We start from the raw sequence: 22,515 nt of genomic DNA on the forward strand, positions 1-22,515 counted from the left end.
TTATGAAAGCGGGTTCGTACTTCAGGCAGCCTGCGCAGCCTGCCCCGCATCGACATTGGCCAGCATGTCGGTGACCATCTGCTCGACGCCGATCTGCGCCTTCCAGCCCCAGTCCGCACTGGCCTTGCTGTCGTCCAGGCTTTGCGGCCAGCTGTCGGCGATGGCCTGGCGGCTGTCCGGCTTGTAGCTGATCTTGAAGTCGGGCACCATGTGCACGATGGCTTTCGCCAGCTGCTCGGGGTTGAACGACACGCCCGCCACATTGTACGAAGAACGGATCTTGATCGATGCCGCCGGCGCGTCCATCAGTTCGATGGTGGCGCGGATCGCGTCGGGCATGTAAATCATCGGCAAGGTGGTGTTCGCATCGAGGAAGCAGTCATAGCGTTCGCCGCGCAAGGCCGCATGGAAGATGGCGATGGCGTAATCGGTGGTGCCGCCGCCCGGAGGCGATTTGTAGCTGATGATGCCCGGGTAGCGGATGCTGCGCACGTCCACGCCATATTTGTTGAAGTAATACTCGCACAGGCGCTCGCCGGCCAGCTTGCTGATGCCGTACATCGAGGTCGGGTCCATCACCGTCATTTGCGGGGTGTTGACCTGCGGCGTGTTCGGGCCGAAGGCGGCGATCGACGATGGCCAGAAGATGCGCAAAGATTTACCCGCTTCGCCCCGTACACGCGCCAATTCCAGAATATTCAGCAAGCCATCCATGTTCAGGCTCCACGCCTTCAACGGTGCCGCCTCGCCCGTGGCCGACAGCATGGCTGCCAGCTGGTACACCTGGGTGATGTCTTCGTCGGCGATGATGGTCGCCAGGCCGTCCTTGTCCAGCACGTTCAATTGCGCATAGCGCTTGGCCTGGTACAGGTTATTCGTGCCGATATCGCTGGCGATGACGTTGTCCGCGCCGTGCTGCTGCGCCAGTGCGCCTACCAACTCACTACCGATTTGGCCGTTTGCGCCGATGACTAAGATGCGTTCCATGCTATTTTCCTGAATTCTTATTAGTTAGTGGTGGTAGTGGTCAGCAAACCGAGTTCCTTGCCCGCCTGCTCGAACGCAGCCAGCACTTGCACCAGCTGTTCGCGCGTATGCGCGGCCGACAGCTGCACGCGGACACGCGCCTGGCCCATCGGCACGACCGGGTAAAAGAAACCCGTCACCAGCACGCCCAGTTCATACAGGCGGGCGGCGAATTTCTGCGCCACGGGAGCGTCGAACAGCATCACCGGCACGACAGGATGGGTACCCGGCTTGATGGTGAAGCCGATGCGCTCGATCTCGCTGCGGAAGAAAGCCGTATTGTCATGCAGGCGGTCGCGCAGTTCCGTCGACTTGGCCAAGCGTTCCAGTACCGACAGCGAAGCGCCGGCAATCGATGGCGCCAGGGTGTTGGAGAACAGATAAGGGCGCGATTTCTGGCGCAGGGTGTCGATGACTTCCTTGCGCGCCGAGGTAAAGCCGCCCATGGCGCCGCCCAGGGCCTTGCCCAGGGTGCCCGTGATGATGTCGATGCGGCCCATCACATTGTGGTGTTCGTGCGTGCCGCGGCCCGTTGCGCCCATGAAGCCGGAAGCGTGGCATTCGTCGATCATCACCAGCGCGCCGTACTGGTCGGCCAGGTCGCAGATCTTGTCCAACTGCGCTATGGTGCCATCCATCGAGAACACGCCATCGGTGACGATGACTTTATGGCGCTTGCCGGCGGCAGTCGCCGCTTGCAGCTGCACTTCCAGGTCGGCCATGTCGTTGTGCGCATAGCGGTAGCGGCCAGCCTTGCACAGGCGGATGCCGTCGATGATGGAAGCGTGGTTCAGCGCGTCCGAGATGATGGCGTCGTTTTCATCGAACAGGGGCTCGAACACGCCGCCGTTGGCGTCGAATGCGGCCGCGTACAGGATCGTGTCTGCGGTGCCCAGAAAAGCGGAAATCGCCTGTTCCAGCTCCTTGTGCACGGTTTGCGTGCCGCAGATGAAGCGCACGGAAGACAGGCCGTAGCCGTATTTTTGCGTGGCGGCAATGGACGCTTCCTGCGTCTGCAAGTCACCGGACAGGCCCAGATAGTTATTCGCACACATATTGATCAGGGTACGGCCATCGTCGCACACCACTTCGGCGCCCTGGCGCGAGGCGATCACGCGCTCGGACTTGTACAAGCCCTGCTGGCGCAGTTGATCGAGATTCTGTTGCAGACCGCTGAAAAAGGTGTTCTTCGCTTGCTCGCTCATGATGATCCTTGTGTGTCCCTGTTGTATGTGTGGTATCCGGGTGACCTCAGCCGCCATAGGGAAAGCGGCCGCTTGACCGGTGCGCGCAGTATGCTGTACCGTGAAACGCTGTTTGAAGTCTACACGTTTCCGTGTTTATCCTCAAAATCCACTATTTCGAACTAAAATTCAATATAGTGGATATTACCCAAGCCTATTGAACTTTGCAAGCTACCTGCCGATGAAAACCAGCGTTTCGACCAATTCCCCCCCTGAAGTGGGTGCCACCCTGCAACGGCTGCGCCTTGCGCGTGGCCTGACACTGGAGGATTTGTCGCGCATCGCGGGCGTCTCGAAGTCCATGCTGTCGCAAATCGAGCGCGAAAAAGCCAATCCCACCATCGCCATCACCTGGCGCCTGGCCAACGCCCTGGGCGTGCAGATCGGCGAATTGCTCTCCAGCGCGGAAAAAGCCGTGGAAACCATCCGCATCACGGACGCCCACGAAACCCCCACCCTGCCCGGCGACCACGCGGGCTACGTGCTGCGCATCCTGGGGCCGATGGAACTGGCGGGCAAATACGAATGGTATGAAGTGACCCTGGCGCCGGGCGGCGAACTGGCGTCGCAGCCGCACGATCCGGGCACCACCGAGCATTTGACAGTGATCCACGGGAACCTGGAGCTGGAAGTGGGTACGGCGAAGAAAAAGGTCAAGAATGGCGGCACGGCCCGCTACCCGGCGGACCAGCCGCATACCATCCGCAATTTGGGAAAAACCGAGGGCAAGGCGCTGCTGGTGGTAATACACCGCTAACGGATCCGGTCATGCATTCCGGCGTCGCCGCGACTTTCGCGCATGCGTTTGATATGAAGCAAAGCACCAAGGCTTGACACCTTCATAATTTAAAGACCAGCACATTTTTGCGTGGTTCTATATTCTATAACTTGCCCCATAAAGCGAATGCCACATGCGAGAAGATCAATTCAAACGTCTCATGACGTTCATCGTCGCGCTTGGTTTTTTGTCTATCTCCGCTTCGCTACTTCTTGCTGTCATCAATCTGGGAGCACTGCTGGCATCCACCTGGCTCTTACTGCTGCTTCAGGTCTGTCTCGCGGTACTCGCCATCGTCATCAGTGCCAGTATCTGCATCTATCTTATTGACAGGCTCTGGACATTTATCATGCGCGAAATACAGGCGATCAACCAGCGCCACGCTGATCTGCTCAAAAGCATGAAGAAACGCGCGCCATGGTTTGTCACGCTTACCCTGCTGGGCTCGCAGGCAGCTTTGGCCGTCGCCGACAAGTCATTTAATGGCGAAACCTTGCCAACCGTTGCCGTCACCCTGGCCTTGATCTTATTATTCTTCCTCGCAAACGAACTATTCACACGCGAACGGTTCGCATTCAAGCTGGCTGGCTACTTGCTATGGCTGATGACCGCCGCCAGCCTCCCCTTGCTGATACTGATTTATGGCGAATTTAATGTAGAAAAGGTATGCGCGCTCATCAGTGCCATTCCCATCCACTATCGATACATCTACTCCCTGCTCATGATGGCGTTCCTCGCCGCACCATTCGCCGGCGCATCCGGGCGCAATTAGGACTTGCCTTACCCTGCTTCGTGCGCACGATTGAAAGCCATGGGTTTTGTCAAATACACTATGTTAGCATTTCACATTCCCCACATTTGCCTTGTGGCGAGCGACGACACGTGCGGCAAACGCATTTCTCCTCATTGAAAGCCTATTCATGACCATTTCCGATAGCACCACCACCTTCCACAATAAAAAAGTCGTTCAGTACGACCCTGACCTGCCGTTCGACCCGTCGCAGGAGATCGTCTACCGCCTGTCGCTTGAATACGACGACAAGCGCAAGATGGACGAGCTGATCAACGGCTTCCTGGACAAGGCCGACAGGAACGCGCTCGCAGCGCTGATCATCGGCATGTGGGGCGATCCGTATGAATCGGGCGCGGACGAGGTGATCGCCGCGCTGATCGCCCAGGCGCCGCAGCTGCCCAATTTGCGCGCCCTGTTCATCGGCGACATGACGTACGAGGAATGCGAAATCTCGTGGATCGTGCAAGGCAGCTACAAGCCCTTGCTGGACGCATTCCCGCAGCTGGAAGAGCTGCGCATCCGCGGCGGCAATGAACTCGTCATCGAACCGTTCGCGCACCAGCACCTGCGTCGGTTCACCATCGAAGCGGGCGGCCTCGATCAAAAGATCGCCGAGGCGCTGGCGCAATCGAGCATGCCGCAACTGGAACACCTGGAACTGTGGCTGGGCACGGACGACTATGGCTTTTCCGGCGACGTGGACCTGTACCGCAAGGTGCTGGCGCAACTGACCGTGCCGACCCTGCGCTACCTGGGCTTGCGCGACGCGGAAATCGCCGACGACCTGGCCGTCTGGCTGGCGCAAGAACCGCTGGTGGCGCAGCTCGACACCCTCGACCTGTCGCTGGGCACCATCGGCGACCTGGGCGCCGTGGCCGTGCTCAATCACACGCAGCTGGGCAAGTTGAAGCGCCTGGACCTGTCGCACCACTACATCTCCGAAGAAAACCAGGCCAGGCTGAAGGCGCTGGCCTTCGAGGTGGTGTTGGACGATCCGCAAGAAGCCGATGAAGACGACGGCGAAAGCTACCGCTACGTGGCCGTGGGCGAGTAATCGTGGGCCAGTAAGCGGAGCTTTATCCTTTGCCAACGCCTCTCACCGTGCTGTCCACCTTCGGCAGCAAGCGCGTGCGCCTGATGCAGGCGGCGCGCGCGCAACTGCGCCTGCCGCCCGCGCAAGTACTGGAATGGCGCGACTGGCTGGCGCAGCCGGCGCTACTGGAGGAGGCATTGCGCCAACCCTGTTTGTTCAAGATCGAACCGCCCGGCGACGATCCCGCCGCCCACCTGCTGTTGCTGCAGGCAGGCTGCCGGCTGCTGGACCGTCCGCTGGTCGATGCGCCCGCGCATGGCGAACTGCTGGCCATGGATGCCTGGTTTGCCGGTTTTACCTCTGCCATGCAGTCAATGGCCTCCCAACTGGCGCCCCTGCCGCAGGCGCGCGTGGTCAATGCGCCGGCCGAAATCAGCCTCATGACGGACAAACTGGCGTGCCAGCGCCACCTGGCCGCGCACGGCGTGCCCATACCTGCCTTGCTAGGGGCCGTGGAGAGCTACGACCATTTGCAGTCGCTGCTGCATGAGCATGAGCTCGACCGCGTGTACCTGAAACCGCGCTACGGCTCGTCCGCCTCCGGCGTCGTCGCTTACCGGTGCAACCGGACGGGCCGCCAGCAAGCCACCACCTCGGCCGCCTTATCGCGGGCGGACTGCCAGACACGTTTGTTCAATGTCAAGCGCATGACACGCTACGAGGCAGCGGCCGACATCGCGGCTCTCATCGATGCGCTGGCCGCGCAACAGCTGTACGCGGAAGCATGGCTGAACAAGCCGCGCTGCGGCGACAGCCACTACGACCTGCGCGTGGTGACCCTGGCGGGCCAGCCCGCGCACCGGGTGGCGCGCATCGGCGACCAGATGATGACCAATCTGCACCTCGACAATCGGCGTGGCGACGCGTCCGGCCTGCTGCTCGCTGCCGATATGCAGGCACTGGAGGAAACCGCCGCCCTGGCCGCGCGCGCTTTCCCGGCCAGCCACGTGACGGGCTACGACCTCGTGGTGCGCCGGGGCCAGGCCCGCGTGCTCGAAGCGAATGCCTTCGGCGACCTGCTGCCAGGTTTGCTCTGGCAAGGCGCGGACACCTACACGGCGCAACTGGCCCATTTCACGCATCATGCTTAAAGAAATACCGACCATCCCCGACATGCACGCCATCGTGGGCAGCCACGACATCGTCTTCATCACGCTCGACACCCTGCGCTATGACGTGGCGCAAGCGCTGTATGAAGCAGGCGAATTGCCCGTGCTGGGCCGCTTGCTGCCACCGGGAGGCTGGGAACGGCGCCACTCGCCCGCCACATTTACCTATGCTGCGCACCAGGCCTTCTTCGCGGGCTTTTTGCCCACGCCGGCCGCGCCGGGACGCCATCCGCGCCTGTTCGCCAGCGCTTTCGCGGGCAGCGAGACGACCTCGCCGCACACGTTTGCGTTTGAGGAAGCGGATCTACCCGCCGCGCTGGCCGCGCGCGGCTACCGCACCCTCTGCATCGGCGGCGTGGGTTTCTTTAATAAACAGACGGCGCTGGGCACGGTGCTGCCGTCGCTGTTCCAGGAAAGCCACTGGAGCGCCGGCATGGGCGTGGCCAGCCGCCACTCGACGCAACAGCAGGTGGCGCTGGCCATAGCCCGCCTGGCAGACGGCGCGCAGCGCACCTTTTTATTCATCAACGTGGCCGCCCTGCACACGCCGAACCGCGCCTACCTGCCCGGCTGCCGCGCCGACAACCTGGACAGCCATGCGGCGGCCCTGCGCTACGTGGACAGCGCGCTGGCGCCCCTGTTTGCCGCCTGCGCCGCGCGCGCGCCCACGTTTGCCATCGTCTGCTCGGATCACGGCAGCGCGTATGGCGAAGACGGCTACCGGGGCCACAGAGTGGCCCACGACAGCGTGTGGAACGTGCCGTATGCGCACTTCTTCCTCGCCCCCGATACACCCCCCAAGGAGTCCCCACCGTGAATCCAGCCGAACAAGCTGCCACCCTGGCGCAGCGCATGCGCCACACGCCCTACCAGGCATATTCGTACTCGTACCCACACAAGGCGGCCTACCGCGCCTTGCCGCAAGCGACGCCCCTCGCGCCCCTGTGGGCACAGCAAGACCGCTCCGCCCTCTTCGCCTACATCCACATCCCGTTTTGCGAAATGCGTTGCGGCTTTTGCAACCTGTTCGCCATGGCCCGCCCCAGCGCGGACATGGTCGAGCGCTATGTGCAGCAAGTGCTGGTGCAGATGCGCGCCATGGACGGCGCGCTGGGCGAGCGGCGCTTTGCCCGCTTCGCGCTGGGCGGCGGGACGCCCACCTATCTATCGCCCACGCAGCTCGACACCCTGCTGTGCGGCGCGCGCGACATTCTCGGCATAGCCCTGCAGCACACGCCGGCCGGTATTGAAGCGTCGCCCGAAACCATCACGGCCGAACGGCTGGCCGTGTGCCGCGCGCACGGCATCGACCGGGTCAGCCTGGGCATCCAGAGCTTTGCCGCCGGAGAAATGCGCGCGCTGGCGCGCCCCCAGCAAAACGCCACCGTGCATCACGCCATCGGCCTGATACGCGCAGCCGGCTTTCCCACGCTGAACCTGGACCTGATCTACGGCATCGCGGGGCAAACCATCGCCAGCCTGCTGGCCTCCATCGACAGCGCGCTGGCCTTCGCGCCCGAAGAAATCTACCTGTATCCGCTGTACGTGCGCGAACAAACGGGTCTCGGCAAGGTGGCGCGCCGCCAGGGCGCGGCGTCTCTCAATCCCATCATGCTGGCGCGCGACGGCGACAGCCGTTTGGCCCTGTACGCGGCCGCGCGCGACCACTTGCGCGCGCAAGGCTACGAGCAGGTGTCGATGCGCATGTTCCGCGCGCCGCATGCGCCGGAACAGAATGGGCCTTCGTACTGCTGCCAGAATGACGGCATGGTGGGTCTGGGTGCGGGCGCCCGCTCCTACACTTCGCGCCTGCATTATTCGAGCGAATACGCGGTGGCGCGCACGGACACCATCAACATCATCGAACAATATCTCGCGCTGGATGAAGCGCGCTTTGCGCAGGCTGAACACGGCTATGTGCTCGATGATGCAGAACAGCGCCGCCGCTACGTGATCCAGTCGCTGCTGACCGAACCGGGTCTGGACCGCGACGCCTACGCGGCACGCTTCGGCACGCGCTGCGAAGAAGACTTGCCGCAGCTGGCCGAGCTGCATGCGCTGGAGTTGGTGCAAGAGGATGGCCCGCTGCTGCGCCTGAATGACCGGGGCTACAGCTACGCCGACACCATCGGTCCGTGGCTGGCGTCCGATACGGTGCGCGCGCTGATGGCCGAAGGCGGCCAGGCGTGCTGACAGCGGTGACAGACACGCTGTCCCTGCTGTACCGGGGTACGCTATCGAGCTGCAACTACGCCTGCAGCTACTGTCCGTTTGCCAAGAAGCGCGACAGCCGCGCCGCGCTGGCCCGCGATGCGCGCGAAGTGGCGCGCTTTACAGATTGGATAGTGCGCCAAACGCGCCCTATCAGCATCCTGTTTACGCCCTGGGGCGAAGCGCTGGTGCGGCGCCACTACCGCACGGCCATGCAAACCCTGGCCAGCCTGCCCCACGTGCGCCAGGTGGCGCTGCAAACGAATCTGTCCGGCCCCTTAGGCTGGCTGGATAGCCTGGACGGGCTGGAAAAGATCGGCCTGTGGTGTACCTACCACCCGGACCAGACCACCCTGGCCCGTTTTCTCGCACGCTGCGCGCGCCTGGACGTCATGGGCGTGCGCTATTCCGTGGGCGTCGTGGCGATGAACGAGCACATGGACGCCATCGGCGCCCTGCGCGCGGCCCTGCCGGCGCATGTGTACCTGTGGCTGAACGCCTACGACCGCCGTGGTCCCGGCTACTACACGCTGGAAGACCTGGCATGGCTTGATGGCGTTGACCCGTGGTTCGCGCAAAACCGCCGCCCGTCTCCCTCGCGCGGCAAACCTTGCCTGGCGGGCGAACTGTCGCTGTCTGTCGATGGCGACGGCGAACTGGCGCGCTGCCATTTCGTGCCCGAGCGGCTGGGGAATTTGTACACGGACGACCTGGCCGACCTGCTGCAGGAAAAATCCTGCCCACGCTTCAAGTGCGACTGCTATATCGGTTATGCGCAACGCAAGGATTTGCCGTTTCTGACCACGTTTGAAAACGGCGTGCTGGCGCGCATCGCGCCTTTGCAAGGGATGTAAAAAAGCGCGGGCCAACTGCGCCCGCGCTTTTACCTTGCTGCAACTACAGAATGACTGCGCCGAGTTACTGCGCCGCCACTTTCGCCGGCTCCGCCGATGCTGCCGGCGTCATCTTCAGCGAACGGCTGAGGAAGCCCCAGCGGTCCGCCACTTCTTCGATCTGCTTGGTCGTCGGCTTACCGGCGCCATGGCCGGCCTTGCTGTCGATGCGGATCAGCACGGGGGCCGCGCCACCTTGCGCAGCCTGGGCGGCGGCGGCGAACTTGAAGCTGTGGGCAGGCACCACGCGGTCGTCATGGTCGGCCGTGGTAATCATGGTGGCTGGATAACAGCCGCCCGCCTTCAGGTTGTGCAGTGGCGAGTATTTCACCAGCGCCTTGAACTGCTCGGCGTTGTCCGACGAACCATAGTCAGGCACCCACCCCCAGCCCACGGTGAACTTGTGGAAGCGCAACATGTCGAGCACGCCCACTTGCGGGATGGCCGCTGCGAACAGGTCGGGACGCTGCGTCATGGCCGCGCCCACCAGCAAGCCGCCATTGCTGCCGCCGCCGATCGCCAGTTTCGATGGCGAAGTGACCTTGTTATCCACCAACCACTGCGCCGCGCCGATGAAATCGTCGAACACGTTTTGCTTGTTCAGTTTGGTGCCAGCCTGGTGCCAGGCTTCGCCGTATTCGCCGCCGCCGCGCAGGTTGGCCATCACGTAGACGCCGCCCATTTCCACCCAGGCAAGATTGGCTACGGAGAAGCTCGGCGTGAGGGAAACATTGAAGCCGCCATAACCGTACAGATAGGTAGGATTCGTGCCATCGAGCTTCATGCCTTTTTTCGAGACGATGAACATCGGCACCTTGGTGCCGTCGCGGCTGGTGAAGAATTGCTGGCGCGTTTCAAAGGCGCTCGGGTCGAAATCAACCTTCGGCTGGCGGTATACGCTGCTCTTGCCCGACTTCATGTCGTAGCGGTAGATGGTCGCTGGCGTCGTAAAACTGGTAAACGAGTAGAACGTTTCCGTATCGCCACGCTTGCCCGCAAAGCCGCCCGCCGAACCGATGCCCGGCAGCGCCACTTCACGCACCAGCTTGCCCTTCAGGTCGACGATCTTGATTTGCGTTTGCGCATCTTTCAGGTAGTCGAGCACCAGCTGGTTGTTGATCAGGTTGACAGCAACCAGGGTTTCCGCGCTTTGCGGCACGATTTCCTTCCAGTCGGCGGGTGCCGGTTTGCGCGTATCGATGGCGATCACGCGCGATTTTGGCGCCTTGTTATCCGTCTTGAAGAAGAACACGGGACCGTCATTGTCGATGAAGGAATACGAAGCGTCGAACGCTTCCAGCAAGCCCACCACTTTGGCATTCTTCTGGCGCAAGTCCTTGTAAAAGACGCGGTTCTTGCGCTCCGTGCCCTGCGACGCCGTGATGATCAAATAATTGCCGTCGTCGCTGACGACGCTGCCGCCAAACGCCCATTCCTTCTGGTCGGGACGGTCGAAGACCAGCACGTCGTCGCTTTGCGGCGTGCCGATTTTATGGAAATACAGTTTCTGGAAGTAATTGATATCGGCCAGCTTGGTCGCTTCATTCGGCGCGTCATAGCGGCTGTAGAAGAAACCGGTGTTGTCCTTGGTCCACGAGGCGCCCGAGAACTTGGCCCACTTGATGTGGTCGGTCAAATCCTTGCCCGATTCGATGTCGCGCACCTTCCACTCGTTCCAATCGGAACCGGAGGCGGACGTGGCGTAGGCCAGGTACTTGCCGTTCGGGCTGATCGAGGTGCCGGCCAGCGCCACCGTGCCATCCGTGGACAGGGTGTTCGGATCGAGCAGCAAACGGGGTTCGTCCGTCAGTTTTTTCACCGTGTACAGCACGGCCTGGTTCTGCAAGCCGTCATTGCGGCTGTAGAAGTAACGGCCACCCTGCTTCGTTGGCGTAGAGAAACGCTCATAGTTCCACAGCTTGGTCAGGCGCTGCTTGATCGCGGCGCGCTCGGGGATGGTGCCCAGGTACGACTGCGTCAGCTTGTTTTGCGCCGCCACCCATTCGCCCGTCTCGGCGCTATTGGCGTCTTCCAGCCAGCGGTAAGGGTCGGCGATGGTGGTGCCGAAATAGCTGTCTTGCTGGTCGACTTTTTTGCTGACCGGATACGTCACAGAGGCGCCATCGCCGACCGGGCAGGATTGCGCCATGGCATTGCCACCGAAAGCGGCCAGCAAGCTGAATATGAGGGTTGCACTACGTAATTGCATGGGTTGTTTGTCTCATTGTTGGATGTCGAGGAAAGCAGGCCGTTCAAGCACGCGTCACGGCTGCCCATGTTGACTTTCGCCAAGAGAAATCATAGCGCGGATTGCCACTTTTAAAGCACAGTTATCTGCTGGATTTGCCGTCTTTTGTTTGGACAATTTACATGAATCGCCATGATAAATCTCGCCTCCATCGGAATCGGCAAACTGACGTTCATATAAGGAACATTATCAAAAGCAAAGTCGTTTCATCAAGCCGTCATAAATCTTCTTTACTATCGGCAACATGTTCATGGCCCGTCCAGAGGCCGTGCCGCCACAGCTGCCTATGCACACTCTCGCCCTCCCCACCGCCACCGCCGCGCCGCCTGGCCCGACGCCATCGAATGTGGCTTACCTGAAGCCGCCATCTGCCACCATGTCCATCGAAGGAACGGATGCCTTGCACGAGATCCTGGCGGGCCGCAAGCTTAGCGCGCTGTTCCAGCCCATCATCCACATGCACAGCGGCGACATCATCGGCTACGAAGGCTTGATACGGGGCCCGTCCGACAGCCCCCTGCACGCGCCGATGAATCTGTTCAAGGTGGCGCGCGCGCATGACCTGACCCTGGAAGTGGAGCACCTGTGCCGGCAAGTGGTGCTCGAGCGCTTTGCCGAACTGCAACTGCCGGGCAAGCTGTTTCTCAATGTCAGCCCCGAATGCTTGCTGCTGCGCAATGCCCGCCATGGCGAAACCCTGGAATACATCGAGCACATCGGCATCAATCCGGACCGCGTCATCATCGAGCTGACGGAAAACCAGCCCACCTACGACTACGAACTGATGCGCGAAGCGGTGCTGCATTACCGCAACATGGGTTTCCAGATCGCCATCGACGACCTGGGTGAAGGCTTTTCCAGCCTGCGCCTGTGGTCGGAATTGCGCCCTGAATACGTGAAAATCGACATGCATTTCATCCAGGGCATCAATAACGACCCCGTGAAACTGCAATTCGTGCGCTCGATCCAGGAAATCGCGGAGAAATCGGGCACGCTGGTGATCGCCGAAGGCATCGAGGCGCAGACGGAATTGCTGGTCTTGCGCGACCTGGGCGTGGCCTTCGGACAAGGCTATCACCTGGGCCGGCCCAACGCGGTGCCGGCGCGTGCCCTGCCGGCGGAAGTGGTGCAGGCGCTGGGGCGCAACGGCGTGGCCGTGTATCCGCAGCGCAGCAGTCTGGAAAAGAATGGCGCCAGCATCCGCAAGCTGCTGCACCAGGTAGCGGCCGTCTCGCCGCAACGCAACAATAACGAGGTGTACGACATCTTCCTGAAAGACCCGAAGCTGATGATCATCCCCGTCGTCGACGACGGCGTGCCGCTGGGCCTGATCAGCCGCTTCGAAATGATCGACCACTTTGCCCGCCCCTACCAGCGCGAACTGTATGGCAAGAAATCATGCAGCCTGTTCATGGATGCCACGCCCCTCATTGCCGACCACGAGACGAGCTTGCAGGAACTCAGCTACACCATGGTGCAGTCGGATGCCCACCATCTGTTCAACGGCTTCATCATTACCGAACACGGCCGCTACCTGGGCATGGGCACGGGCCACGACTTGATGCGCGAAATCACGCAGATGCAGATCAATGCGGCACGTTACGCCAACCCGCTGACGCAACTGCCCGGCAACGTACCCATCAACGAACATATCGACCGCCTGCTGCACAGCGGTAGCCGCTTCTGGGTCTGCTATTGCGACCTCGACAACTTCAAGCCCTTCAACGATGTGTACGGCTACCGCAAGGGCGACGACGTGATCCAGCTGACGGGAGAAATCCTCAGCAGCCATTGCGACCCAAACCGCGACTTCATCGGCCATATCGGCGGCGACGATTTCATGATTTTGTTCCAGAGCGAAGACTGGGAAACGCGCTGCCAGGCCATGCTGGAACGCTTTGCCGCCGCCATCCTCGCCTACTACAGCACGGGCGACTGCGAACGGGGCGGCTACATCAGCGAAGACCGGCAGGGCAAGAAAGTGTTTTATTCATTGATCAGTCTATCCTTGGGAGTCATCAAGGTCGAGGCGCACCAGTACTACACCCACCATCAGATTGCCACGCAGGCGGCCGAAGCGAAGAAGCAGGCGAAGAAAATCCACGGCAACAGCCTGTTCCTGGACCGGCGGCAAGGCACGGGCGTGGCGCGCATGGATGCCTAGCCTAGGCAGGCAATATGCGGCGGAACGCAAGCAACGGGGAACGCCAGCAACGGCCCAAGCTGTGACGCAAGAGCACCGGGGCGAACACGCACAGCGGGCCGGATCGGCACAAACCCTGGCCGTCGTCCCTGCTGTCATGGCGCCGGCGGCGCCGTTCCCAGCAGGGGCTGGATCTCCACTTACTGTGCGCTGGCTTGCGCCTGCCACGGGAAATGGCCATCGCGCGACGGCCAGACGATCTGGTATAGCGTAAAATCATCTCCCTGGTAGCACCAGCGCGCATAAGCGACGTAGTTGCGGTATTTCTCGACGGGCACGCGCACGAAAGCGCACGGATGGTCCTTCAGCAAGACGTCCGTGGTGGACGTGAAATCCGTGATGGCGCCGCTGCGCGCGGCATCCAGTGCCACGTCGAGTATCTGGTGGGCCATGGATCGAGGCAAGCCCATGATGAGAAATTCAGGCTGGCCGAAGCTGTGACAAGCGCCTATCGTGAAGGCATAGCCGGGACCTTCTTCATCAGCACTGATATGGACGCCATGCCAGCCATGCGTGGCGATGTCGTCGACGACTTTTTGCTCGGATGCATCCTCGCCTGCCTGCCTTACCATGTTCCACCTTTCACTGTGCCAAAAAACCGCACTGGATGCACGCATTGTGCAAGCATTGCCTCATGGCGGCGCGACATGCCTGTCAGCAGTTATCACATGCAGCGCGCGTCCATGCGCGCACGGTGCCGGTGCTTCAGTCTGGCAGTGGCAGCGGCGGGGAACGCCCCTGGTGCCATTGCCGCATGCGCTGCTGCGCCTCTTGCAGCTGTGCCGGCTTCAGCCTGGCGGCGACCGCTTCCCTGGCCCGGGTCGCTCCGCTATCGCCACCCTCGGCCGCCAGCGCCAGCCACATGTAGCCGCTGAGCAAATCTTTCTCCACGCCGCGCCCGCTGTTATACATGCCGCCCAGGTTGTACTGCGCCAGCGCATGACCCTGGCCGGCCGCATGCGTATACCATTGCACGGCCAGACCATCGTCTTGCGCTACGCCATGGCCGTTCGCATACATGACGCCCAGATTGTTCTGCGCGCTGGCATCGCCCTGCTCTGCCGCCGTGCGGTACCAACGCACGGCGCACACATCGTCGCGCTCCGCACCCTGGCCATTGGCATACATCACGCCCAGGTTGAACTGCGCATTTGACGCGCCCTGGGCTGCCGCCCTGGCATACCAGTCCAGCGCCTGCTGCAAGTCGCGGGCGATGCCGCGCCCGCCCGCAAACATGCCGCCCAGATTGTATTGCGCCATGCAATGGCCCTGCAGGGCGGCGCGCCGGTACCAAACGAGGGCGCGCGCCTCGTCCTGGTCCACGCCCTGGCCGCGCGCCAGCATCAGGCCCAGGTTGAACTGGGCGTCGGCATCATCCTGCTCGGCCGCCCGCTGCAACCAGGCATAGGCGCGCAGCTGGTCGGGCACCACGCCCAGGCCTTCCGCATAGGCCACGCCAAGTTGCCGCTGCGCTACGGCCAAGCCCTGGGCAGCGGCTTGGCGGAACCAGGCCAGCGCCTGCGCATCGCTTTGCACCACACCCTGGCCGCGTTTGTAGACGAGCCCCAGGTTCAGCTGCGCCTGCGCATCACCCTGCAAGGCTGCCTTGCGGAACCAGGCCAGGGCCAGCGCATCGTTCTTTTTCGCGCCCAGCCCTTGGGCATACGCTTCGCCCAGCAAGGATTGCGCGCTGGCCACGCCCTGCTCGGAGGCGCGGTAAAACCAGGCCAGGGCCAGCTCGTCGCTCTGCAACACGCCCCGCCCCTTGCGGTACATCTGTCCCAGGTTTTGCTGGGCCGAGGCATCGCCCTGGGCGGCCGCGCGGCGAAACCACAACACCGCGTCCTCGTTGCTCTGCGCCACGCCCCGGCCGTGGTAATACAGGGCGCCCAGGTGGTTCTGCGCGTAAGCCAGCCCTTGCAGCGCGGCCAGGCGTAGCCAGACAAAAGCGCGCGCATCGTCCTGCGCCACGCCTTCGCCCTTCTTGTACATCAATCCCAGGTTGAACTGGGCGTAGGCATTGCCCTGCTCGGCAGCCGTGCGGAACCAGATATACACCTGGTGGCTATCTCTGGCAGTATGGTGCTTGTCCATGTGCGCCCCCATCCACATTGCGCTTGCCGGCAGCACGCGCAAAACGGCGGACCAGGGCGACGAAATCGTGTGTTGCTTAAATTTTAAATTCGATGCGGGGGAAGGACTTGAGCAGGCTCAAACGAAATAACAAAATTATATCGTTTTAATGAGCCCGCTTCGAAAAGAAACGGGGATCAGCGGCGTGATGGATGCTTTTGCAGGAATTGCGGCACTTTCGCGGCGGCCAGCTTGTTCAGCGACACCAGCAAGTCGGCGTCGACATCGGCAAGGCCATAGTTGCTGCGCAGGTGGCGGCCGATATGGATCAGCACTTGCGCGGCCACTTCCGCATCCGACTCAGCCCTGTGGGCGGCGCTCTTGAAGACGATGCCGAGCTGGCTCGACAGCAAGCCCAGCTTGTAGCTGGCCATGCCGGGAAACACGCGGCGCGACAGTTTCAAGGAACACACGAGCGACTGGTGTGCGGGCGTCAGGTTCAGCCTGGCGCTTTCCGCGCGCAGGAATTTTTCATCGAAGCTGGCATTGTGTGCCGACAAGGCATCGCTGCCGATGAAGTCCAGCAACTGCGGCACCACCTCGGCCACGGGCGGTGCCTTATCCACCATCGCCTGCGTGATGCCCGTCAAGCCCGTGATGAACGAGGGAATGCGCGCATTGCAGTTGATCAGGGTCACATAGCGGTCCGTGATTTGCCCGCCTTCAATGCGCAAGGCCGCCACTTCCGTGATGCGGTCGCCCATGTCGGGAGATAAACCGGTCGTCTCGAAGTCGATCATGACGATCGGTTTGTCAAACACATTCATGGGGCGCTCTTTCGTGGGTGCGGCAGTGGCATGGCGAAGCCGCGATTATCAACCGAACTTGCGCACGGCGTCCAGCGCCAATCCCGCACCGATACTGCCGAACAGGTCGCCTTCGACCTTGCGTGCGGCCGGCACCAGGGCGGCGATCTTTTCGCGCAGCAAGCGCACGCCGCTCGAGCCGCCCGTAAAGAACACGGTGTCGACGGCGTCCGGCGCCACGCCCGCGTCACGCAACAAACGCAGCACGGTTTCTTCCACGGAACCGCACAAATGGCCGATGGCTTCGTCGAATTGCGTACGTTTCAGCAACAGGCTTTGCGCAGGCGACAAACGGTCCAGTTCCAGCTGCACTTCGGCCGCGTCGGACAGGGCAATCTTGCCCTCTTCCACTTTCATCGCCAGCCAGTGGCCGGCGCGCTCGTCGATCAGCTTTTGCAGACGTTTCACTTTGTCTTGCTCACGCGCATCGCGGCACACGTCGGCCAGCTGCACCCAGATCTTCTTGGTGTAGGCCAAATTGATCGTGTGCCAGGTAGCCAGGTTGAAATAATAGCTGGACGGCACTTCGCTATTGTTATGCAGCCGGCTGCCATAGCCGAGCAGGGGCATGACGGATGACAGGCTCAGATATTTATCGAAGTCCGTGCCACCGATGTGCACGCCGCCGGTGGCGAGGATATCGTCGCGCCGCTCGGCCTTTTTCGCCCGCGCGGGCGACAAACGCACCAGCGAAAAGTCGGAGGTACCGCCGCCGATGTCGGCGATCAGCACCAGTTCTTCCTTGTCGATTTGCGACTCGTAGTCGAACGCGGCAGCAATCGGCTCGAACTGGAAGGCGACATCCTTGAAGCCGACGGAACGGGCCACCTCGGCCAGGGTGTCTTGCGCCAGCTGGTCGGCCTGCGCATTGTCGTCGATAAAGAAGACGGGACGGCCGAACACGGCGGACGAGAATTCGCGGCCGGCGGACTGCTCGGCGCGGCGTTTCACTTCGCCAATAAATTGCGCCAGCAACATGCGAAATGGCAGCGCGCGGCCGCCTACTTCCGTCTGGCCATCGATGAGACTGGTGCCCAGCAAGCTTTTCAGCGAGCGCATCAAACGGCCCTCGTAGCCGGCCAGATAGCCGGCCAGCGCCGCGCGGCCAAAACTGACTTCCTCGTCTTCCGCATTGAAGAAGACAACGGACGGTAAGGTCGTCTTGCCATCTTCCAGGCCGAGCATGGTGCTCTGCCCGGGACGTGCCCAACCTACCGTGGAATTTGACGTGCCGAAATCGACGCCGCAAGCATTGGCCATGTCGACCCTTCCCTGAATAAAGGGGCGTTATTTTATCAGAACGCATGCCATTGCACCAGAAAAATACTTACGGCAAGGCCAAGACAACAAGCTTGCTTTGTATCAAGTAGTGACGGCGTGCAAAAGCTACTCTTGAGATTGATGCCGAGCAACTCGGCGAGCTCCCGGAGACCCATCGTGCCCCTCGCCCCCCTGCGCCGCCCGCGCCACCTGCCCACTGCTGTGCTGCCCGCCACTTTTCTGGCTGTCTTCCTCGTTTCCCTCGCCGGCTGCGGCGGCGGAGGCGGTACCGATACGCAGGTGTCCGGCGGCTGCTCGCTGCACAGCACGACAGGCTGCGGCGGCAGCCCGCCACCGCCCATTGTGCCGCCCGTGACGCCGCCAGTCACCCCGCCGGTGACGCCACCCGTGATTCCACCCGAGCCTGCCAACCTGGCCAGCGCCGTCAACCTGGTCTTTTCCAGCACGGAACTGGCCTCGGCAGGCCTGGCCGGAAGCGAAGTGGCCGTCACGGCCCTCGTCAAGGATGGCGCCAACCTGGCCTTGCCAAACGCAAAGATTTCCTTTGCCACCGATTCCGGCATCCTCGGCAGCGTCGATGCCGTGACAGACAAGAACGGCCAGGCACGCGCCCTGCTGGGCACGGGTGGCGCGAACAGCAACCGCAGCATCACCGTGACGGCCAATGTCGGCACGCGCAGCGGCAAGGGCACGGTGGCGGTCACGGGCAGTAGCGTGGAACTGCTGGGGCCGGCCGCACTGATGCTGGGCCAGGGTGCCGACCTCACCGTCACCGTGCGCGACTCGGCAAAGCGGCCCGTGGCCGGCGCCGCGATTGCCTACAGCACGGGCGCCGGCAATGACGTGCGCGTCAAGGATGGCGGCGCGGCGCTCAGCAATGCGCAAGGCCAGCTGCTGCTGCGCCTGACGGCAGGCAGCCTGGGCAAGGATGCCGTCTCCGTCAGCGCACTGGGCGCTGCCGCCACGCAAGCATATGCCGTGGCCGGCAGCGACCTGCGCCTGAGCCCTGCCGTGGGCCAGGACGCCAGTGGCGCTGACGTGCTGCCGGAAGTGACGACCCTGGCGTGCCAAGCCATCGATGCGCGCTACGACAAGGCTGGCGCGGCGCAAACGGGCAGCGCCAGCCTGTCCACCTCGCGCGGCAGCCTGTTTGCAGACAGCGCCTGCAGCCAGGCCTTGCCCGCCAGCTTGATTTTTAGCAATGGCAACTTACCGCGCAGCTATGTGCAGTCGGCCAACGCGGGCGTGGCCACCATCACGGTCGCCGTGGCGGGCGGGCCCACGGCGCAGACGCGGCTGGAATTCGTCGCGCCCTTGAGCGCTGCCAGCAAGCTGGCAGCGCAAGCGGAGCCGGCCGTGCTGCGCGCCAATACGACCACTTTGGCCGCATCGGCCGACAACGCCAGCAGCAGTATCAGCACAAGTATCAGCACAATCAGCGCCGTAGTCCGCGATGGCGCGGCAAACAACCTGGTCAAGAACGCGCCCGTGCTGTTCAGCATTTTGAGCGACCCCAGCGGTGGTTACCTGCGGCAAGCAGGCCGGGTACTGACGGGTAGCGACGGTCTGGCCCGCGCCGTGTATGTGGCGGGGCCGGCCGATAGCGGGCGCGACGGCGTGCTGATCCAGGCCCGCATCGAGGGCGCACCGCAAGCGGTGGCCACGGCCCTCGTGCGCCTGACGGTAGCGCGGCAAGCGCTGTCGATCAAGCTGGGCACGGGCAACCTGCTGCGCGAATACTCGGCCAGCGTGCTGCAGAAGGACTTTGCCGTGTTCGTTTCCGACAGCGCCGGCAACGCCGTGCCCGGCGTCGCCATCACGGCCGCCGCCTGGCCCAGCCACTATGCCAAGGGATATTACGTGTGGCAAGCGGACAAACCCGAGTTCCCCGACACGGGCGTCTGGCGCCGGGCCCTGCCCCACTACAGCTGCGCCAACGAAGACGTCTTGCGCAACGGCATTTTTGACGCCGCCTATGACCGCAACGGCAATGGCGTGCTCGACCCGGGCATCCCCCTGACCGTCAGCGCCAGCGGCCTGAGCGACGCGCTGGGCATGGCTACCGTCACCGTCAGTTATCCGCGCAATGTTGGTTCCTGGGTACACGTGGCCCTGACAGTGCGCGGCACCGTCAGCGGCACGGAAGCGAGCGCCACGGCAGAATTACCGTTGCCCACCCTGGCCAGCGATTTCAGCGCACGCCGCATCGACCCGCCGGGACGCATCAGCCCCTATGGCAGCGGCCCCTGCGACAGTCCCGATTGAGGAGCTGGCAGACCACTTGCCATTCAGCCATATTTTTGCAACATGAACAATAAGCGTGATAAGCATGCAGTCTTGCCATGCAGCAATTTTTTACGCTATGCTCGTTCTGCCCGCCCAGGCCGCAATAAGCGGCCGGGCCTGCAGGAATACTTTGCGACAGCCAGCTTGCCAGAACAATATGCGAAAAAAGAATACTGTAGACCGGACACCCAGCACCACCCGCCCCGTACCCGGTGCCAGACGGCGCGTGACCTCGTATGACGTGGCCCTGCTGGCCGGCGTCTCGCAATCGGCCGTGTCGCGCTGCTTCAAGCCCGGCGCCAGCATCTCGCCCGCCACCCACGCCAAGGTCATGCAGGCGGCCATCAGCCTCGACTACATCCCTAACGCGGCCGCGCGCAGCCTGATCACGCGCCGCTCGAACCTGGTGGCCGTCATCATTTCCAACCTGGCCAATTTGTATTATCCGCAGGTGTTGTCCGACCTGAGCCAGCAAATCGCCCGCCAGGGCAAGCGTTTATTGCTATTCACCCTGGAGCGCGATGCGGACATCGGCAAAGTCTTGAGCGATGTGTGGCAATACCAGGTCGACGGCGCCATCGTGGCCGCCGGCCTGTCGGACGAGCAGATGGCCGAATTCGGCCGGCGCGACGTGCCGCTGGTGCTGTTCAACCGCAGCCCCCGCGAGCACGCCGTGCATGCCGTGCTGTGCGACCAGGCCGAAGCGGCGCGCCTGCTCGTATCGCGCCTGGCGGAGGCAGGCCATCGCCAGTTCGCCATCATCGACGGCCCCGGCGACTCGGCCGTGGCGCAGGAACGCAAGGCCGGCGTGCTGGACCGTTTGCTGACCCTGGGCTTGCCCGCGCCCATCGTCGTCAGCGGCAACTACGATTACGCCAGCGGCGGACGCGGCTTGCGCAAGGTCATCGACCGCCTGGGCCGCGTACCGGACGCCGTCATTTGCGGCAACGACATCATGGCCATCGGCTGCCTGGACACGGCGCGCCACCAGATGGGCATCCAGGTGCCGCTGCAGATGTCAGTGGCCGGCTTCGACGCGCTGGAAGCGTCCGGCTGGCTCAGCTACGACATCACTACCCTGCGCCAGCCCGTGCAAAAGATGGCCACCGATGCCGTCGCCATGCTGGGCGAACTGATGGAGCGGCGCGGCGGCAGCGCCGAACGGCGCCGCTATTGCTCGTCTCTGGTGGAGGGAAGTACGGCGAGGCTGACCAGCGAACCGGCATATGTAGCACAACACCTCGGCATAATGGCCGCCGCCTGAAAAACACCCATGGCGTTGTTGCCTGCCCCTCGCCGTACTCGCGTACTGTCTTCGGGGCGGCGCCTAGCCACAGGCGTTTTTCAGACGTTAACACCGATCACCCAGAAACCTTGCACATAAAAAAACTCGCATCGCTGCGAGGTTTTTTGTTGTTGCATCGGCTGTATCAACCGAAGATCTTGCCCTTGAGCATATTCAAGCCCTGACTGACGAGGTCATTGCCTTCTGGCACTTGACCATTCGGCGTCAGCTTGTCGATCAGCTGGGGCAGCAAGGCTGCCAGGCCGCCCGAGGCCGCGTCTGGGGCGACGCCCGCTTTTTCAGCGATCTGGGTGATCGTGTCGGCGCCCAGCGCGTCCTTGATCTGGTCGCCGGACACGGGCGCATTGGCGCCGGTGCCGATCCAGCTGGCCACCTGGTCGCCCAGGCCGCTTTCCTGGAATTTCTGCAGCAGGCCAGGCAAGCCGCCATGCTGGTTGACCAGGTCCATCACACTGGCCATCAATCCCGATGGCGCTTCCCCATCCGCGCCCTTGTTGCCCAAAGCGCTCATCGCCTGTCCTGCAAGTTGATCTAGCAAACTCATCGTATTCTCCTGAACGCTATCGATTCGTGCCGCGTGACCGCGGCATCCGGCATGGCGCAGACCATTCCACCCCATGGAAAACATTATACTATGAATAATAACAATGCTATAATCACAATCTCGCGGCGAGCGCGTGGACGGACTCACTGTCGAGCCGCCCACCTCCATCATATTTAGTTCGGCACAACATGCAAGCGTAAATTGACGGTTCGCAAAACCGTGTAGAATTTATTTTCCTACTTACTGAGGAGTATCAACACATGAACATCAATCAAGCGGTAGACAAAGCCTACGAAAAAAAGACGTTCAAGGAAATCGCCGATGCGCCCGTCGATGCGCTGCAAGGCGTGAGCGAGAAGGATGCGGAGCTGCTCAAGCAGGCGTTCAATATCAAGACCGTGCGCGATCTGGCGAACCTGAAATACTCGAAGTGGGCGCGCGCCATCGTCACCCTGGCCGATACGGAAGAATAAACCGGGCCATGCCTTTGACAACCGCGTCAGCACGGCCCGCCCCAGTCGGCGGGTTTTTTCATTCTGGCCAGCTAGCGGCTGGCAAGCC

The 22,515-nt window shown here is 62.4% G+C and carries 19 protein-coding genes; 11 read left to right on the forward strand and 8 right to left on the reverse strand.

Annotated elements, in window-relative coordinates; genetic code table 11:
- Positions 1-21 precede the first annotated feature (21 nt).
- Positions 22-987: an NAD-dependent epimerase/dehydratase family protein gene (locus ACQ4W7_RS11270; protein ID WP_436530489.1), complete on the reverse strand. Its 966-nt coding sequence runs from the start codon at positions 985-987 to the stop codon at positions 22-24.
- Positions 988-1,007: 20 nt separating this feature from the next.
- Complete coding sequence (gene kbl / locus ACQ4W7_RS11275; RefSeq protein ID WP_436530491.1) at positions 1,008-2,231, reverse strand: glycine C-acetyltransferase; 1,224 nt, start codon at positions 2,229-2,231, stop codon at positions 1,008-1,010.
- Positions 2,232-2,451: 220 nt separating this feature from the next.
- Here kbl and ACQ4W7_RS11280 point away from each other — a divergent pair, with 220 nt between their 5' ends.
- The 7 genes from ACQ4W7_RS11280 to ACQ4W7_RS11310 all read left to right on the forward strand — a co-directional run bounded on the left by ACQ4W7_RS11280 (position 2,452) and on the right by ACQ4W7_RS11310 (position 9,108).
- The gene (locus ACQ4W7_RS11280) at positions 2,452-3,027 is read left to right on the forward strand and encodes a helix-turn-helix domain-containing protein (protein ID WP_034751403.1); all 576 of its coding nucleotides are present in this window, start codon (positions 2,452-2,454) and stop codon (positions 3,025-3,027) included.
- A 181-nt stretch (positions 3,028-3,208) separates the two neighbouring features.
- Positions 3,209-3,820 (forward strand): hypothetical protein, encoded by a 612-nt coding sequence (locus ACQ4W7_RS11285; protein WP_436530493.1) that lies wholly within the window; start codon positions 3,209-3,211, stop codon positions 3,818-3,820.
- 148 nt (positions 3,821-3,968) lie between these two features.
- Positions 3,969-4,895 (forward strand): STM4015 family protein, encoded by a 927-nt coding sequence (locus tag ACQ4W7_RS11290; RefSeq protein WP_436530495.1) that lies wholly within the window; start codon positions 3,969-3,971, stop codon positions 4,893-4,895.
- A gap of 29 nt (positions 4,896-4,924) precedes the next feature.
- Positions 4,925-6,025 (forward strand): STM4014 family protein, encoded by a 1,101-nt coding sequence (locus ACQ4W7_RS11295; protein ID WP_436530497.1) that lies wholly within the window; start codon positions 4,925-4,927, stop codon positions 6,023-6,025.
- Positions 6,018-6,860: an STM4013/SEN3800 family hydrolase gene (locus ACQ4W7_RS11300; RefSeq protein ID WP_436530499.1), complete on the forward strand. Its 843-nt coding sequence runs from the start codon at positions 6,018-6,020 to the stop codon at positions 6,858-6,860. Before ACQ4W7_RS11295 ends, ACQ4W7_RS11300 begins: the two co-directional genes overlap by 8 nt.
- Positions 6,857-8,236 carry an STM4012 family radical SAM protein gene (locus ACQ4W7_RS11305; RefSeq protein ID WP_436530501.1) on the forward strand — a complete coding sequence of 460 codons (1,380 nt, stop codon included), beginning with the start codon at positions 6,857-6,859 and terminating at the stop codon, positions 8,234-8,236. Before ACQ4W7_RS11300 ends, ACQ4W7_RS11305 begins: the two co-directional genes overlap by 4 nt.
- Positions 8,230-9,108, forward strand: a complete 879-nt coding sequence (locus tag ACQ4W7_RS11310; RefSeq protein ID WP_436530503.1) for an STM4011 family radical SAM protein — start codon at positions 8,230-8,232, stop codon at positions 9,106-9,108. Before ACQ4W7_RS11305 ends, ACQ4W7_RS11310 begins: the two co-directional genes overlap by 7 nt.
- 64 nt (positions 9,109-9,172) lie before the next feature.
- Here ACQ4W7_RS11310 and ACQ4W7_RS11315 read toward each other — a convergent pair whose 3' ends face one another.
- Positions 9,173-11,356: a prolyl oligopeptidase family serine peptidase gene (locus tag ACQ4W7_RS11315; RefSeq protein ID WP_436530505.1), complete on the reverse strand. Its 2,184-nt coding sequence runs from the start codon at positions 11,354-11,356 to the stop codon at positions 9,173-9,175.
- Positions 11,357-11,771: 415 nt separating this feature from the next.
- On the opposite strand from ACQ4W7_RS11315, the gene ACQ4W7_RS11320 reads away from it, so the two are divergent.
- Complete coding sequence (locus tag ACQ4W7_RS11320) at positions 11,772-13,559, forward strand: GGDEF domain-containing protein (RefSeq protein ID WP_426071361.1); 1,788 nt, start codon at positions 11,772-11,774, stop codon at positions 13,557-13,559.
- 179 nt (positions 13,560-13,738) lie between these two features.
- Here the strand turns inward: ACQ4W7_RS11320 and ACQ4W7_RS11325 are convergent, their stop codons facing one another.
- From ACQ4W7_RS11325 to ACQ4W7_RS11340, 4 genes are all read right to left on the reverse strand, one after another.
- The gene (locus ACQ4W7_RS11325; RefSeq protein WP_436530507.1) at positions 13,739-14,170 is read right to left on the reverse strand and encodes a DUF4262 domain-containing protein; all 432 of its coding nucleotides are present in this window, start codon (positions 14,168-14,170) and stop codon (positions 13,739-13,741) included.
- Positions 14,171-14,303: 133 nt separating this feature from the next.
- Entirely contained in the window at positions 14,304-15,692 is a 1,389-nt protein-coding gene (locus ACQ4W7_RS11330) for a tetratricopeptide repeat protein (protein WP_436530509.1), read from the reverse strand.
- Positions 15,693-15,868: 176 nt separating this feature from the next.
- Positions 15,869-16,498: a 3'-5' exonuclease gene (locus ACQ4W7_RS11335; protein WP_426070924.1), complete on the reverse strand. Its 630-nt coding sequence runs from the start codon at positions 16,496-16,498 to the stop codon at positions 15,869-15,871.
- Between the two features lie 48 nt (positions 16,499-16,546).
- Complete coding sequence (locus ACQ4W7_RS11340) at positions 16,547-17,797, reverse strand: Hsp70 family protein (protein ID WP_426070923.1); 1,251 nt, start codon at positions 17,795-17,797, stop codon at positions 16,547-16,549.
- A 177-nt stretch (positions 17,798-17,974) separates the two neighbouring features.
- Between ACQ4W7_RS11340 and ACQ4W7_RS11345 the strand changes: the two genes are divergently transcribed.
- Entirely contained in the window at positions 17,975-20,083 is a 2,109-nt protein-coding gene (locus ACQ4W7_RS11345; protein ID WP_436530511.1) for an Ig-like domain-containing protein, read from the forward strand.
- 247 nt (positions 20,084-20,330) lie between these two features.
- Positions 20,331-21,368, forward strand: a complete 1,038-nt coding sequence (locus ACQ4W7_RS11350; RefSeq protein ID WP_436530513.1) for a LacI family DNA-binding transcriptional regulator — start codon at positions 20,331-20,333, stop codon at positions 21,366-21,368.
- 166 nt (positions 21,369-21,534) lie between these two features.
- Here ACQ4W7_RS11350 and ACQ4W7_RS11355 read toward each other — a convergent pair whose 3' ends face one another.
- Positions 21,535-21,954 (reverse strand): YidB family protein, encoded by a 420-nt coding sequence (locus tag ACQ4W7_RS11355; RefSeq protein WP_436509590.1) that lies wholly within the window; start codon positions 21,952-21,954, stop codon positions 21,535-21,537.
- A 260-nt stretch (positions 21,955-22,214) separates the two neighbouring features.
- On the opposite strand from ACQ4W7_RS11355, the gene ACQ4W7_RS11360 reads away from it, so the two are divergent.
- Positions 22,215-22,427 carry a hypothetical protein gene (locus ACQ4W7_RS11360; protein WP_436530515.1) on the forward strand — a complete coding sequence of 71 codons (213 nt, stop codon included), beginning with the start codon at positions 22,215-22,217 and terminating at the stop codon, positions 22,425-22,427.
- Positions 22,428-22,515: the final 88 nt, after the last annotated feature.

Origin of the sequence: Janthinobacterium algoris (assembly GCF_051380935.1) — a bacterium.
Taxonomy (GTDB): domain Bacteria; phylum Pseudomonadota; class Gammaproteobacteria; order Burkholderiales; family Burkholderiaceae_D; genus Janthinobacterium.

Bases quoted from the DNA above. Each gene is read 5' to 3' on its own strand.
- ACQ4W7_RS11330 (WP_436530509.1), bottom strand. From the start codon at position 15,692: ATGGACAAGCACCATACTGCCAGAGATAGCCACCAGGTGTATATCTGG.
- ACQ4W7_RS11315 (WP_436530505.1), bottom strand. From the start codon at position 11,356: ATGCAATTACGTAGTGCAACCCTCATATTCAGCTTGCTGGCCGCTTTC.
- ACQ4W7_RS11355 (WP_436509590.1), bottom strand. From the start codon at position 21,954: ATGAGTTTGCTAGATCAACTTGCAGGACAGGCGATGAGCGCTTTGGGC.
- ACQ4W7_RS11325 (WP_436530507.1), bottom strand. From the start codon at position 14,170: ATGGTAAGGCAGGCAGGCGAGGATGCATCCGAGCAAAAAGTCGTCGAC.
- ACQ4W7_RS11360 (WP_436530515.1), top strand. From the start codon at position 22,215: ATGAACATCAATCAAGCGGTAGACAAAGCCTACGAAAAAAAGACGTTC.
- ACQ4W7_RS11280 (WP_034751403.1), top strand. From the start codon at position 2,452: ATGAAAACCAGCGTTTCGACCAATTCCCCCCCTGAAGTGGGTGCCACC.
- ACQ4W7_RS11285 (WP_436530493.1), top strand. From the start codon at position 3,209: ATGACGTTCATCGTCGCGCTTGGTTTTTTGTCTATCTCCGCTTCGCTA.
- ACQ4W7_RS11300 (WP_436530499.1), top strand. From the start codon at position 6,018: ATGCTTAAAGAAATACCGACCATCCCCGACATGCACGCCATCGTGGGC.
- ACQ4W7_RS11270 (WP_436530489.1), bottom strand. From the start codon at position 987: ATGGAACGCATCTTAGTCATCGGCGCAAACGGCCAAATCGGTAGTGAG.
- ACQ4W7_RS11335 (WP_426070924.1), bottom strand. From the start codon at position 16,498: ATGAATGTGTTTGACAAACCGATCGTCATGATCGACTTCGAGACGACC.
- ACQ4W7_RS11340 (WP_426070923.1), bottom strand. From the start codon at position 17,797: ATGGCCAATGCTTGCGGCGTCGATTTCGGCACGTCAAATTCCACGGTA.
- ACQ4W7_RS11320 (WP_426071361.1), top strand. From the start codon at position 11,772: ATGTCCATCGAAGGAACGGATGCCTTGCACGAGATCCTGGCGGGCCGC.
- ACQ4W7_RS11290 (WP_436530495.1), top strand. From the start codon at position 3,969: ATGACCATTTCCGATAGCACCACCACCTTCCACAATAAAAAAGTCGTT.
- kbl (WP_436530491.1), bottom strand. From the start codon at position 2,231: ATGAGCGAGCAAGCGAAGAACACCTTTTTCAGCGGTCTGCAACAGAAT.